The organism is Pseudomonas sp. zfem005 (assembly GCF_032621735.1).
Lineage (GTDB): Bacteria > Pseudomonadota > Gammaproteobacteria > Pseudomonadales > Pseudomonadaceae > Metapseudomonas > Metapseudomonas solani.
Genome location: NZ_JAVYJE010000005.1, coordinates 59,958 through 74,007 on the forward strand (window position 1 = coordinate 59,958; position 14,050 = coordinate 74,007).

11 protein-coding genes are annotated in these 14,050 nt (G+C 66.8%); 8 read left to right on the forward strand and 3 right to left on the reverse strand.

The window, feature by feature from the left end; all coding sequences use genetic code 11:
- The first annotated feature begins 14 nt into the window (after positions 1-14).
- Complete coding sequence (locus RTW82_RS12550) at positions 15-515, forward strand: flavin reductase (protein WP_031286976.1); 501 nt, start codon at positions 15-17, stop codon at positions 513-515.
- A gap of 280 nt (positions 516-795) precedes the next feature.
- Entirely contained in the window at positions 796-2,073 is a 1,278-nt protein-coding gene (locus RTW82_RS12555; protein WP_021217321.1) for an OprD family porin, read from the forward strand.
- Positions 2,074-2,428: 355 nt separating this feature from the next.
- Here the strand turns inward: RTW82_RS12555 and RTW82_RS12560 are convergent, their stop codons facing one another.
- Positions 2,429-3,310 carry a LysR family transcriptional regulator gene (locus tag RTW82_RS12560; protein WP_265168490.1) on the reverse strand — a complete coding sequence of 294 codons (882 nt, stop codon included), beginning with the start codon at positions 3,308-3,310 and terminating at the stop codon, positions 2,429-2,431.
- A gap of 125 nt (positions 3,311-3,435) precedes the next feature.
- On the opposite strand from RTW82_RS12560, the gene RTW82_RS12565 reads away from it, so the two are divergent.
- The 6 genes from RTW82_RS12565 (at position 3,436) to RTW82_RS12590 (ending at position 9,001) form a co-directional block, all read left to right on the forward strand.
- Positions 3,436-4,557, forward strand: coding sequence for a muconate cycloisomerase family protein (locus RTW82_RS12565; protein WP_184489120.1), 1,122 nt, complete (start codon positions 3,436-3,438; stop codon positions 4,555-4,557).
- A gap of 28 nt (positions 4,558-4,585) precedes the next feature.
- Positions 4,586-4,876 carry a muconolactone Delta-isomerase gene (catC, locus tag RTW82_RS12570; RefSeq protein ID WP_021217318.1) on the forward strand — a complete coding sequence of 97 codons (291 nt, stop codon included), beginning with the start codon at positions 4,586-4,588 and terminating at the stop codon, positions 4,874-4,876.
- A gap of 55 nt (positions 4,877-4,931) precedes the next feature.
- Positions 4,932-5,861, forward strand: coding sequence for a catechol 1,2-dioxygenase (gene catA / locus RTW82_RS12575; RefSeq protein ID WP_316925272.1), 930 nt, complete (start codon positions 4,932-4,934; stop codon positions 5,859-5,861).
- Between the two features lie 335 nt (positions 5,862-6,196).
- On the forward strand, positions 6,197-7,303 hold the full coding sequence (locus tag RTW82_RS12580) for an NAD/NADP-dependent octopine/nopaline dehydrogenase family protein (RefSeq protein ID WP_316925273.1): 1,107 nt from the start codon (positions 6,197-6,199) through the stop codon (positions 7,301-7,303).
- Positions 7,303-8,292, forward strand: coding sequence for a 3-hydroxybutyryl-CoA dehydrogenase (locus RTW82_RS12585; RefSeq protein WP_410478796.1), 990 nt, complete (start codon positions 7,303-7,305; stop codon positions 8,290-8,292). The genes RTW82_RS12580 and RTW82_RS12585 overlap by 1 nt, the downstream gene beginning before the upstream one ends.
- An 85-nt stretch (positions 8,293-8,377) precedes the next feature.
- Positions 8,378-9,001, forward strand: a complete 624-nt coding sequence (locus tag RTW82_RS12590; RefSeq protein ID WP_043244765.1) for an NIPSNAP family protein — start codon at positions 8,378-8,380, stop codon at positions 8,999-9,001.
- A 460-nt stretch (positions 9,002-9,461) separates the two neighbouring features.
- Here RTW82_RS12590 and RTW82_RS12595 read toward each other — a convergent pair whose 3' ends face one another.
- A complete protein-coding gene (locus RTW82_RS12595; RefSeq protein ID WP_316925274.1) occupies positions 9,462-10,856 on the reverse strand; it encodes a TolC family protein in 1,395 nt (464 codons plus the stop codon).
- Positions 10,853-14,041 carry an efflux RND transporter permease subunit gene (locus tag RTW82_RS12600; protein WP_263403987.1) on the reverse strand — a complete coding sequence of 1,063 codons (3,189 nt, stop codon included), beginning with the start codon at positions 14,039-14,041 and terminating at the stop codon, positions 10,853-10,855. The genes RTW82_RS12595 and RTW82_RS12600 overlap by 4 nt, the downstream gene beginning before the upstream one ends.
- Positions 14,042-14,050 lie beyond the last annotated feature (9 nt).

Genomic DNA, 14,050 nt, shown 5'->3' on the forward strand with positions numbered 1-14,050 from the left:
CGGAGGGCACTACCATGGTCGATACCACGGGATTTCGTAACGCAATGGCGCTGCTGGGCGGCGCCGTTTCCGTCATCACCACCAATGGCACCGCCGGGCGTTTCGGCTTCACCGCCTCGGCGGTGTGCAGCGTCACCGACCAGCCGCCGACGCTGCTGGTGTGCATGAACCGCTCCTCGTATTCCAACGTGCATTTCAAGAGCAACGGCGTGCTCGGCGTAAACGTGCTGACCGCCGAGCTGAAGGACATCTCGGCGGTGTTCGCCAACCGCGAGCTGGACTCCGACCAGCGCTTCGCCGCCGCCAGCTGGCACACCCTGGAAAGCGGCGCGCCGCTGCTGGACGAGGCCCTGGTGAGCTTCGATTGCCGCATCGCCCAGGCCCATGAAGTGGGCTCGCACACCATCTTCTACTGCGAGGTGCTGGGCATCCGCCACGGCGAGAACCAGGAAGGCCTGGTGTATTTCAACCGCGCCTATCACCGCCTCGGCGATGCCTCCAAGGCAGCCTGCTGATAACGCTTCAAGGCCGGGGAAGAGCAACGTCCCGGTGTAGAAAGTTTCGGTGTTTATCACCGGAAACTTTGCGAGTGATTACCGCGCAAAGTCTGCTGTATGAAACACATAACAATAAAGGAGGGTGCCCGTTACTGACGTTCGGGTAATGGGTCTGTTTCGCCTTTTTGCAGTAAGTGGTCATAAAAACAACACTGCGGATTAACTGCCTGCGTTTGCTGATTTGCCAATTAATCTGCTCCCACTCTAGTGCCTTGCACATGTATTAAAGGAACATCCCATGTTTCAGAAAAGCTGGCTGGCCCGCGGCGTTGCTGCCGCGAGCCTGATGGGTGCGCTCGCGCCGATTACCGCCCAGGCGGACTTTCTCGATGATCGGCAAGTGAGCCTCGGCTTGCGCAACTTCTATATCGACCGTGATTACAAACAGAGCGATGCACCGAAGTCGCGTATTGGCAGTTGGACCCAGGGTTTCGACTTCCGCGCCATCTCCGGTTACACCGAAGGCCCCATCCAGTTCGGCCTCGATCTTTCCGCGCAATATGCCTATCGCCTGGATGGCGGTGGTGGCCGTGGCCCGGACAGCATCATTCCCTACGACGACAGCAAGGGCGAGCAGGTGCGTGACTACGGTCGCGCCGCGCTGACCGCCAAGGTCAAGTACTCCAAGACCGAGCTGAAGATCGGCGAGCACCGGCCGATGCTGCCGGTGGCCTTCATGGACGACTCGCGGCAACTGGTCACCACCTACCACGGCTTCCTGGTCGAATCCCGCGAGATCGACAAGCTCACCCTCACCGGCGGGCGCTTCACCGAGATCAGCGGGCGCGAATCCTCCGACCGGGAGAAGATGTACCTGTTCAACGGCCCGGACATCAAACGCCGCAGCGATGGCCTCAACTTCGGCGGCGCCACCTATGCCTTCAGCCCGGCGCTCTCGGCCACCTACTTCTACGGCCAGCTGGAGGACATCTACGAGCAGCACTACGGCGGCCTGACCTACAACGCCGACCTGGGCGACGGCTTCGGCCTGAAGACCGACCTGCGCTACTTCGACAACAAGGAAGACGGCAAGGCGCTCTACGGCGAGATCGACAACCGCTCCTACGGCGCCATGACCACCCTGCGCAAGGGCGCCCACGCCATCGGCGTCGGCTACCAGCGCATGCTCGGCGACAGCACCTTCCCCACGCTCAACGGCTACGCCCCGCAGCCGTACCTGGTGAACTGGTCCACCGTGGCCTTCGTCAAGCCCAACGAAAGCTCCTGGCAGCTGCGCTACGACCTGGACTTCGCCAGCTACGGCGCGCCGGGCCTCAAGCTGATGACCCGCTACCTGCGCGGCACCGGCATCGATCGCGGCAACAACGCCCTGGATGAGAACGTCGAGAGCGAGCGCAACATCTTCCTCAGCTACGTGGTGCAGAGCGGCCCGCTCAAGGGTGTCGGCTTCGAGTGGCGCAACATCGACGTCAAGACCCGCTACGGCAACGGCGCGGCCTCGGGGGCGGACTACAAGGAGAACCGCCTGATCACCACCTACACCTTCAAGTTCTGAGCAGCAGGACATGAAGAGCCGGCCCGGCGTCGTCGCTTCCTGCAAAGGCCGGAAGCGCGCGTCCGGGCCGGATCACATCTGTAGGGGCGAATTCATTCGCCAAGGGTCGCGTAGCGGCCCCGGCACAGCATGGGTTTCGCTCCGCTCTACCCATCCTACGAACGGTCCATCCTATGTGCTGCGCAGCGGCCCCGACCCAGCATGGATTACGAGCCCCTTGAAGGCGCTTCGCGAGCAGAGCTCGCTCCTACGGACCCTGCGGGCGATAAGCCCGCGTCCTGTACCAATCCCTTTGTTTTCACCTCGGCCCGGCCACTCCTTTGCGGGCCTTTTTTATTGCGATGCGCCTGTGCGTTCAGGCGTCCTGCGCCACCAGTTCCCCGATCAGCGCCAGGCAGTCCCCCAATGCCGGGGAGGTGTCACCCACGCGGCGACTGATGATGATCGGCGAGGTGGCGTTGCTTTCCAGCAGGCGGGTGTAGCCGATGTCGTCGCGGTGCTGCAGCTGCACCGAGGCGGGCACCAGGGTGATGCCGATGCCGGCGGCGACCAGGCCGATGGCGGTCTGCAGTTCGTTGGTCCACTGCACGACACGGATTTGCAGGCCGTGGGTGGCGAACAGCGCGAGCACATGGTCGGCGTAGCTCGGGCGCGGGTTGCCCGGGTAGAGCACGAAGGGCTCGCGGGCCAGGGCTTCCAGGCTCGCCGGGGCGGCCAGCAGCGGGTGGCCGGCGGGGAGGGCGGCGACCAGCGGGTCCAGGGTCAGCACCTGCTGGTGGATGGCCGGGTCCTCGATATGGATGCGGCCGAAACCGATGTCGATGCGCCCGGCCTTGAGCGCCTCCACCTGCTGCAGGGTGGTCATCTCGTTGAGCCCGAGCTCCAGCTCGGCGTCGCTGCGCAGGCGGCGGATCAGCTCCGGCAGCACGCCGTAGAGGGTCGAGGGGGCGAAGCCGATGCCCAGCCAGGTCTTCTCGCCCTGGCCGATGCGCCGGGTGTTGTCGCAGACCTTGGCCAATTGCTCCAGCAGGGCGCTGGAGTGCTCGTGGAAGAAGCGCCCGGCCTCGGTCAGGCGCAGGGGGCGGCCACGCTCCAGCAGGGTGACGCCGAGCTCTTCCTCGAGCTGCTGGATCTGCCGGCTCAAGGGCGGCTGGGCGATGTGCAGGCGCTCGGCGGCGCGGGTGAAGTTGAGGGTTTCGGCAAGGGCCTGGAAGTAGCGCAGGTGGCGAAGCTCCATGGGAATCTCTCTGTGCCTGGTTTGATACCTGGTGGGTATCGTGCCAGACAAACTCAATATTGGAAGCCTGGGATTTGCAGATTTACGCTGCGGAACAGTGAAAACAGAACCTGATGGGTATTGAAATGATTTCTACCGCGATCGAGTCCCTCGAAGCGATCATCGTCGACCTGCCGACCATCCGCCCGCACAAGCTGGCGATGCACACCATGCAGAACCAGACCCTGGTGATCCTGCGCATCCGCTGCGCCGACGGCATCGAGGGCATTGGCGAGGCCACCACCATCGGTGGCCTGGCCTACGGCTACGAAAGCCCCGAAAGCATCAAGACCAACCTCGACCGCTACTTCGCGCCACTGCTGATCGGCCAGGACGCCAGCAACATCAACGCCGCCATGCAGCGCATCGACCGCGTGGTGAAGGGCAACACCTTCGCCCGCTCGGCGGTGGAAACCGCGCTGCTGGACGCCCAGGGCAAGCGCCTGGGCCTGCCGGTGAGCGAGCTGCTCGGTGGCCGTGTGCGCGACAGCCTGGAAGTGGCCTGGACCCTGGCCAGCGGCGACACCGCCCGCGATATCGCCGAGGGCGAGCACATGCTGGAGGTGCGCCGCCATCGCATCTTCAAGCTGAAGATCGGCGCCAACGAAGTGAACCAGGACCTGCGCCACGTCATCGCCATCAAGAAGGCCCTGGGCGATCGCGCCAGCGTGCGCGTCGACGTCAACCAGTACTGGGATGAAGCCGTGGCCCTGCGTGCCTGCCAGGTATTGGGCGACAACGGCATCGACCTGATCGAGCAGCCCATCTCGCGCAACAACCGCGCCGGCCAGGCGCGCCTCGCCCTGCGCAGCCCGGCGCCGATCATGGCGGACGAGTCCATCGAATGCGTCGAGGACGCCTTCAACCTCGCCCGCGAAGGTGCCGCCCCGGTGTTCGCCCTGAAGATCGCCAAGAACGGTGGCCCGCGCGCCGTGCTGCGCACCGCCGCCATCGCCGAGGCGGCCGGCATCGGCCTCTACGGCGGCACCATGCTCGAAGGCAGCGTCGGCACCCTGGCCTCGGCCCACGCCTTCATCACCTTGGCCGAACTGGCCTGGGACACCGAACTGTTCGGCCCGCTGCTGCTGACCGAGGAGATCGTCACCGAGCCGCCGCGCTACCAGGACTTCCAGCTGCACGTGCCGCGCCTGCCCGGCCTCGGCCTGACCCTCGACGAGGAGCGCCTGGCGCGCTTCCGCCGTACCTGAACACTCGCCTGAAGAAGGAGATGCTTCCATGCTGTTCCACGTGAAGATGACCGTGAAGCTGCCGCTCGACATGGACCCGGACAAGGCCGCCAAGCTCAAGGCCGACGAGAAGGAATTGGCCCAGCGCCTGCAGCGCGAGGGCAAGTGGCGCCACCTGTGGCGCATCGCCGGCCACTACGCCAACTACAGCGTGTTCGACCTGGCCAGCGTCGAGGAGCTGCACGACACGCTGATGCAGCTGCCGCTGTTCCCGTACATGGAGATCGAGGTCGACGGGCTCTGCCGCCATCCTTCGTCGATCCACCAGGACGATCGCTGATCGCCGCACTGTCCCAGCTAAGCCCGGCCAATAACTACAAGATGAGGTTCCAACCATGACTGTCAAACTCTCCCAGACCGATAGCGTCCAGCAGTTCTTCAAGGAAGTCAGCGGCTTCACCAACGACCAGGGCAGCCCGCGCATGAAGGCGCTGGTGAACCGCATCCTCCTCGACACCGTGAAGATCATCGAGGACCTGGACGTGACCACCGAGGAATTCTGGAAGGCGGTGGATTACCTCAACCGCCTGGGCAGCCGCCAGGAGGCCGGCCTGCTGGTCGCCGGCCTGGGGGTCGAGCACTACCTCGACCTGCTGCTGGATGCCCAGGACGAAGCCGCCGGCTTCAGCGGCGGTACCCCGCGCACCATCGAGGGCCCGCTCTACGTGGCCGGCGCGCCGCTGTCCGAGGGTGAGGCACGCATGGACGACGGCACCGACCCGGGCACCGTGATGTTCCTCCAGGGCCGGGTGCTGGACACCGACGGCAAGCCCCTTGCCGGCGCGACCGTCGACGTCTGGCACGCCAACACCAACGGCACCTATTCCTACTTCGACAGCACCCAGTCCGAGTTCAACCTGCGTCGGCGCATCATCACCGACAGCGAAGGCCGCTACCGCGCCCGCAGCATCGTGCCTTCCGGCTACGGCTGCCCGCCGGACGGCCCCACCCAGGAGCTGCTCAACAGCCTGGGCCGCCACGGCAACCGCCCGGCGCACATCCACTTCTTCATCTCCGCCCCCGGCCATCGCCACCTGACCACCCAGATCAACCTCTCGGGCGACCAGTACCTGTGGGACGACTTCGCCTACGCCACCCGCGAAGGCCTGGTGGCGGAGGTGCGCTTCATCGAAGACGCCGCTGCCGCCGACGCCCGTGGCATCGAAGGCCGCTTCGCCGAGATCGACTTCGACTTCCAGCTGCAAGCTGCTGCCAAGCCCAAGGAAGAAGAGCGCCGCGATCGCGTCCGCGCCCTGGAAGCCTGAGGCCCGTAGTCCCGGCGGGGAATCACCCGATTTTCCCCGCTGTTTTCAACCACGCCGGTGGTCATGCCGGCGTGGTTTTTTTGTGCCGGGGAGGAGCCGAATCGTAGGGTGGATGACGCTCTTCTCATCCACCAGCGGAGCATGGCTCGGCGTCGATGTCGGGTTGCGCACGCAGGCCGCTGTGCGGCCCTTGGGCGAATGAATTCGCCCCTACGGGATCGATTGCCGAGCCGGCACCAATCCCTTGCACATTCCGAATCCTCGTTGCGCATTCCGCGCAGCCGGGTGCGGGTCGGGCCCCTAGGATCGAGGCTCTTGAACGAGGAGCTTGGCCCATGAATATCAGCGTTATCGGCGGTGGACACGGTTGCTACGCGGCAGCCATCGAGCTGGCGGAGAAGGGGCACCGCGTGTGCCTGTGGCGCCGTGACGGCGCGGCGCTCAAGGAGCTGGCGGCCATTGGCAGCCTGACCGTCAAGGACTACCGCGGCACCCGCCAGGTGGTCGTGGGCGGCGAGGGCGCCAGCCTCAGCCTGAGCGATGACCTGGCCGAAGCCGTGGCCTTCGCCCAACTGCTGGTGGTGCCGCTGCCATCCACCACCCACGAGAGCCTGGCGCGGGAAATGGCGCCGTTGCTGCGCGACGGCCAGGTGCTGTTCCTGCCGCCGGGCACCTTCGGCAGCTACCTGTTCGCCAAGGCCATGCACGAGGCGGGCAACGACGCCGAGGTGGCCTTCGCCGAGACCGGCACCTTGCCCTACCTGGCCCGCAAGCACGGCGCCGCCAACGTGGTGATCAGCGGCTACGCCACGCGCCTGCCCACCGGGGTGTTCCCCAGCCGCCTGGCCGAGCCGGCCTTCGCCCTGCTGCGCCAGGCCTACCCGAGCGTCGAGCCCATCGAGGACGGCCTCAGCGGTGCGCTGATGAACGCCGGGCCGATCATCCACCCGCCGCTGATCATGATGAACGCCGGCCCCCTGGAGCACTTCGAGACCTGGGACATCCACAACGAAGGCACCCAGCCGGCCATCCGCCGCGTCACCACCGCGCTGGACGCCGAGCGCATGGCTCTGCGCGAGGCCCTCGGCTACCCGGCGCCGCATTTCCCCCTGGCCGACCACTACAACACCACCGAGGGCGATGAGTGGATGTACGGCCGCGGTGCCCACGGCACGCTCACCGACAGCGGCGACTGGCGCGAGGACATCGACCTGCAGCGCCACCGCTACATGCTGGAAGACACGCGCCTGGGCCTGTCATTCCTGGTCTCGGTCGGCCGCTGGGCCGGTGTACCGATGCCCGTCGCCCAGGGCCTGCTGAGCATCGCCTCGGCGGTGGCCGGCTTCGATCTCTATGCCGAGGGCCGCACCCTGGAGCGCCTCGGCCTGGCGGATTTGAGCCGCGCCGAGATGGTCGAGCTGCTGCGCGAGGGCATCCACTGATGGCCGCGCGCATCGCCGTGGTCGGCGCCGGGCGCATGGGCGAAGGCATCGCCCTGGCCTTCATGCACGCCGGGCTGCCGGTGACCCTCATCGACATCAAGGCCCGCGATGCCGAGCAGCAGCGGGGGTATTTCGACAAGGTGCGCGCCAGTCTCGCCAGCGAGCTTCAGACCCTGGTACGCCTCGGCGTGCTCGACCCCGGGCAGGCGGACGAGGCGTTGGGCCGCGTGCGCCTGTGCGACCGCGAGCAGGCGCTGGCCGACCTGGCCTGCGCCGAGCTGGTGTTCGAGGCGGTACCCGAGGTGCTGGAGGTAAAGCGCGAGTGCTTCGCCTGGCTGAGCCTGCATTGCAGCGGCGACTGCATCATCGCCTCGACCACTTCCACCTTCCTGGTCAGCGAGCTGGCCGGGCTGGTCAGCCACCCCGGGCGCTTCGTCAACGCCCACTGGCTCAACCCGGCCTACCTGATCCCGCTGGTGGAGGTGAGCCGCAGCGAGGCCACCGACGGCACGGTGGTCGAGCGCCTGCTGGCGCTGCTGCGCCAGGTGGGCAAGGTGCCGGTGCTCTGCGCCCCGGCGGCGGGCTACATCGTGCCGCGCATCCAGGCCCTGGCGATGAACGAGGCCGCGCGCATGGTGGAGGAGGGCGTGGCCAGCGCCGAGGACATCGACACGGCGATCCGCGTCGGCTTCGGCCTGCGCTTCTCGGTACTGGGCCTGCTGGAGTTCATCGACTGGGGCGGCGGCGACATCCTCTATTACGCCTCGCGCTACCTGGCCGGGGCCATCGACCCGCGTTTCGCCTCGCCCCAGGTGATCGCCGACAACATGCACGAGGGCCGCAACGGTTTGCGTGAGGGGCAAGGCTTCTATGACTACGCGGGCGTGGACGTGGAGGCCTACAAGCTGCGCCGCCTCGGCGAATTCACCCGCAAGCTTGACCTGATGGGGCTCGCCCCGCGTTTCAACGGGGCCCTGGGGCAGGCGTGAGCGCGCCCCTCGCGGCCCCGGTTGCAGGGTGGCGGGCACAGTGCCCGCCGCCGTATCTAGATGAACCACGGACCACGAGGTAGCGATGCGCCTGTTCGAACTGATCACCTTCACCCTGCGTGTGCGCACCACGGCCGATGCCCTGGCGCGCCTGGAAGAAACCCTGGCCAGCAGCGGCCCCGGCTGCACCCTGATGGGTTGCTGGGCCTCGGAGATCGGCCCGTTGAACCAGGTCATCGTGCTGCGCGGCTTCACCGACGAGCTGGCCCGCCAGGCCGAGCGCGAGCGCTACCTGCTGGCGCGGGACGCCTTCGGCATCGAATGCTTCATGACCGACATGAAGGCGGAGAACTACACGCTGTTCCCCTTCCTCGAGCCCCTGGCGCCGGGCGCCCATGGGCCTTTCTACGAGCTGCGGGTGTATGACCTGATCCCCTCCGGCCTGGCGCCGACCCTGGAGGGCTGGAAGAAGGCCGTCGGCCCGCGCACCGGCGAGGGCTATTCCCAGGTCTATGCGGCCTTCTACGCCACCGACGGCCGCACCCCGCGCTACCTGCACATCTGGCCCTACGCCAGCCTGGAGCAACGCCTCGACGTGCGCACCCGCGCGGTGGCCGATGGCGTCTGGCCGCCGGAAAACTCCGGCCCGCAGCTGCGCGACATGCACTCCACCGCGTGCCTGCCGGCGCGTTTCTCGCCGTTGCGGTGAGGGGATGGCCGTGCTGTGCACCGCTGGGCGAATGAATTCGCCCCTACCGGGTGGGCTGTGGTGTGGGGTGATGCATCGCCTGGTGGATGAAAAGAGCGTCATCCACCCTACACAGCGGTCAGCTCCGTAGGGCGGGTGAAGCCCGCGAGGCCACTGCACGGCACATGTCGGGTTGCACCCGACCTACAGCGGCGCGGTGCATAGGTTGGCGCCGAGCGCAGCGAGGCCCAACACGGCGATGCATGGCCTCGCTGCGGACACTCCCTGTGGGAGCGGCTTCAGCCGCGAAAGATTCGCCGCCGGCACTGGGCTGCGAGTGGTCGGCTGCTCCATCGCGAATGAATTCCAACGATGGAGCAGCGCGCCGGCTGGAATCCTTCAGGCAAAAAAAGCCCCGCGACAGGGGCACCGTCGCGGGGCGAGAGGTCGGCCGGGGGGCGGCCGAGCCAGGAGGAGAGGATCAGGCCTGGGGCTGCCAGCCGCCGCCGAGGGCCTTGTAGATGGCGACGATGCCGCTGTAGAGCTCCACTTCGGCCTGGGCCTGGGCGTCTTCGGCGGCCAGGCGCTCGCGTTCGGCGTCCAGCAGCACGAGGAAGTCCACGGTGCCTTCGCGGTAGCGCACGGCGGCTTGCTGGGCGGCAGCGCGGGTGGCTTCCGACTGGCGGACCAGGGAGATCAGCCGTTGCTGGCGCTTGGCGTAGTCGCTGAAGGCGTTCTCGGACTCTTCCAGGGCCAGCAGCACCTGCTGCTCGTAGCCGGCCAGGGCGCCGTCGGCATCGGCTTCGGCACCGCGCAGACGGGCTCGCACGCTGCCGAGGTCGAAGGCGGCCCAACTGATGGTCGGTGCCACGCCCCAGGCGCGAGCAGCGGAGGAGCCGATCTGCGAGCCGCGTCCGGCGGTGAAGCCGAGGAATCCGGAGAGGCTGACGCGGGGGAACAGGTCGGCCGTGGCCACGCCGACATTGGCGGTGGCGGCAGCCAGCTGGCGCTCGGCGGCGGCGACATCGGGGCGACGGCGCAGCAGCTCGGCGGGGTCGCCGATGGGCAGTTCCTTGGCGATCACCGGCAGCGGCTTGGCCGAAAGATCGACGCTCAGCTGTTCCGGGCGCTGGCCGAGCAGGGTGGCGATGCGGTTGCGCGAACGCGCCTCGATGGCCTGCAGTTGCGGCAGGGTGGCTTCGGTGGCGGCCAGGCGGCCGTCGGCGCGCAACACGTCCAGCTCGCTGCCGACACCGGCGTCACGCAGTTGCTCGGTGAGGCCGCGGGATTCCTGCTGGTTCTTCAGGTTTTCGCGGGCGATGCGTTCACGCAGCTGGGCGCCGCGCAGGTTGCCGTAGGCGTCCACCAGCTCGGCGATCAGGCTGACCTGCAGTTGTTGCAGTTCGGCCTGGGCGACGCCGATTTCGGCGTCGCTGGCTTCGATCTGGCGCTGGATGCGGCCGAACAGGTCCAGCTCCCAGGCCATGTCCAGGCCCAGGTCGTAGCGCTCGGCGTTGACGCGCTGTTCGGTCTGGCCGGGTTGCTGGCCCTTGCCGACTTCGGCACTGGCGCGGCTGGTGATGGTCGGCAGCTGGTCGTTGCCGACGTCGTCACGGATGGCACGGGCGGCGCGCAGGCGGGCGAAGGCCACACGCAGCTCGCGGTTCTGTTCGAGAGACTGCTGCACCAGCTGGTTCAGGGTCGGGTCGTCGAACTGTTGCCACCAGAGGGTTTCGAAGCGGGCGCGGTCGTAGTGGCCGGCGTCCGCGGCAGCGAGCCGCGCGGGCTCGCTGTCGGGGGCCTTGTAGTCCGGGCCCACGGCGCAGGCGCTCAAAGCGAGGGCCAGCAGGGCAGGGGCGAAAGCCTTGTTGATCATGCGTGCAGTTCCTTGAGTTTCTGGGCCTTGGCCGCCTTGCGGGCTTCGCCTTTCTCGACGAAGCCGCGGATCAGCACATAGAACACCGGGGTCAGCAGCAGGCCGAAGAAGGTCACGCCGATCATCCCGCTGAACACCGCTACACCCATGGCGTGGCGCATTTCGGCGCCGGCGCCGGAGGAGAGCACCAGGGGTACCACGCCCATGATGAAGGCGATGGAGGTCATCAGGATCGGGCGCAGACGCAGGCGGCAGGCTTCCAGTACCGCGGCCAGGCGGTCGAGGCCTTCTTCCTGTTTCTCCTTGGCGAATTCGACGATGAGGATGGCGTTCTTGCACGCCAGGCCCACCAGGACGATCAAGCCGATCTGGGTGAAGATGTTGTTGTCGCTACCGGCGAGCATCACCCCGACGATGGCCGAGAACAGCACGGTCGGCACGATCAGGATCACCGCCAGCGGCAGGCTCCAGCTTTCGTACTGGGCGGCCAGCACCAGGAAGGCCAGCAGCACGCAGAGCGGGAAGATGAAGATCGCGGTGTTGCCGGCGAGGATCTGCTGGTAGGTCAGGTCCGTCCATTCGTAGGTCATGCCGTTGGGCAGTTCTTCCTTGAGCAGCTTGGCGATCGCTTCCTCGGCCTGGCCGGAGCTGTAGCCCGGGGCGGCGGCACCGTTGATCTCGGCGGTGATGAAGCCGTTGTAGTGCATCACGCGGTCCGGGCCGGAGGCGTTGTCGACCTTGACGAAGGTGGACAGCGGGATCATCTCGCCACGGTTGTTGCGCACCTTCAGCTGGCCGATCTGCTCGGGTTCGAGGCGGAACGGCTGGTCGGCCTGGACGTTGACCTGGTAGGTACGGCCGAAGCGGTTGAAGTCGTTCGCATACAGCGAGCCGAGGTAGACCTGCATGGTGTCGAAGATGTCGCTGATGGCGACGCCGTGGGTCTTGGCCTTTTCGCGGTCGATGTTGGCATCCACCTGCGGGACGTTGACCTGGTAGCTGGTGAACACCGACATGGGGTTCAGCTCGGGGAGCTGGCGCGCCTTGTTGATGATGTTCTGGGTTTGCTTGTACAGCTCCTCGTAGCCCAAGTTGCCGCGATCCTCCACCTGCAGGCGGAAGCCGCCGATGGTGCCGAGGCCTTGTACGGGCGGCGGCGGGAAGATGGCGATGTAGGCGTCTTGGATACCGGCGAACTCCTTGTTCAGCTCGGCGGCGATGGCACCGGCGGACATGGACGGGTCCTTGCGCTCATCGAAGGGCTTGAGCGGGGTGAACACGATGCCGCTGTTGGGGCTGTTGGTGAAGCCGTTGATGGACAGGCCGGGGAAGGCCACGGTGTTCTCCACGCCCGGGTGCTTGGAGGCGATCTCGGACATGCGCTTGATCACCGCTTCGGTGCGATCCAGGGTCGCGGCGTCGGGCAGTTGGGCGAAGGCCACCAGGTATTGCTTGTCCTGTTGCGGTACGAAGCCGGCCGGAGTGCTGGAGAAGCCCAGGTAGCCGAGCACCAGGATGCCGCCGTAGACCAGCAGGGCCACCGAGCTGCCACGCAGCACGCGGCGTACGGTGCCCACGTAGCCGTTGCCGGCACGCTCGAAGACGCGGTTGAACGGGCCGAACAGCCAGCCACCGAAGAGTTTGTCGAGGATGCGCGAGAAGCGGTCCTTGGGCGCGTGGTGGTCCTTCAGCAGCACGGCGGCCAGCGCCGGCGACAGGGTCAGCGAGTTGAAGGCCGAGATCACGGTGGAGATGGCGATGGTCAGCGCGAACTGCTGGTAGAACTGCCCGGTGAGGCCGGAGATGAAGGCGGTGGGCACGAACACGGCGCACAGCACGAGGGCGGTGGCGACGATGGGGCCGGTCACTTCCTTCATGGCCTGGCGGGTGGCGTCCACCGGTGACTTGCCGAGGCCGATGTTCCGCTCGACGTTTTCCACCACGACGATGGCGTCGTCCACCACGATGCCGATGGCCAGCACCAGGCCGAACAGCGACAGGGCGTTGAGGGAGAAGCCGAACAGGTGCATGACCGCGAAGGTGCCGATCAGCGAGACCGGTACGGCCACCAGCGGGATGATCGAGGCGCGCCAGGTCTGCAGGAACAGGATCACCACCAGGACCACGAGCACGATGGCTTCGAGCAGGGTGTGGACCACCGCCTCGATGGAGCCGCGCACGAAGATGGTCGGGTCATAGACGATTTCGTAGTCCATGCCCTGGGGGAAGCTCTTCTTCAGCTCGGCCATGCGGCCCCGCACGGAGTCGGAGATCTCGATGGCGTTGGAGCCGGGGCGCTGGAACACCGGGATGGCCACGGCCGGCTGGTTGTTCAGCAGCGAGCGCAGGGCGTACTGGCTGGAGCCCAGTTCGATGCGCGCCACGTCACGCAGGCGGGTGATTTCGCCGTCGTCGCCGGCACGGATGATGATGTTCTCGAACTCTTCCTCGGTGACCAGGCGACCCTGGGTGTTGATCGAGAGCTGGAAGCTGTTGCCCGCATCGGACGGCGGCGCACCCAGGGCACCGGCGGCCACCTGGCGGTTCTGCTCGCGGATGGCGTTGACCACGTCTGTGGCGGTGAGGTTGCGCGAGGCCACCTTGTTCGGGTCCAGCCAGACGCGCAGGGAGTAGTTGCCCATGCCGAACAGCTGCACGTCGCCCACACCGTCCAGGCGCGCCAGCTCGTCTTTCACGTTGAGCGCGGCGTAGTTGGACAGGTAGAGCATGTCGTAGCGGTTATCCGGCGAGGTCAGGTGCACCACCATGGTCAGGTCCGGGGAGGCCTTGTCCACGGTCACGCCGAGCCGCTGCACTTCGGTCGGCAGGGTGGGCATGGTCCGGGTGACGCGGTTCTGCACCTGCACCTGGGCGTTGTCCAGGTCGGTACCCAGGGCGAAGGTAATGGTCAGGGTCAGCTTGCCGTCGTTGGTGGACTGGGACGACATGTAGAGCATGCCCTCCACGCCGACGATGGCCTGCTCCAGGGGCGAGGCCACGGTCTCACCAATCACCTTGGGGTTGGCGCCGGGGAAGTTGGCGCGTACGACCACGGTGGGCGGGACCACTTCGGGGTATTCGCTGATGGGCAACTGGAACAGCGAGATGGCGCCGCCGATCAGGATCAGCAGCGACAGCACGGCGGCGAAGATCGGCCGCAGGATGAAGAACTGGGAAAAATTCATGTCGTACTA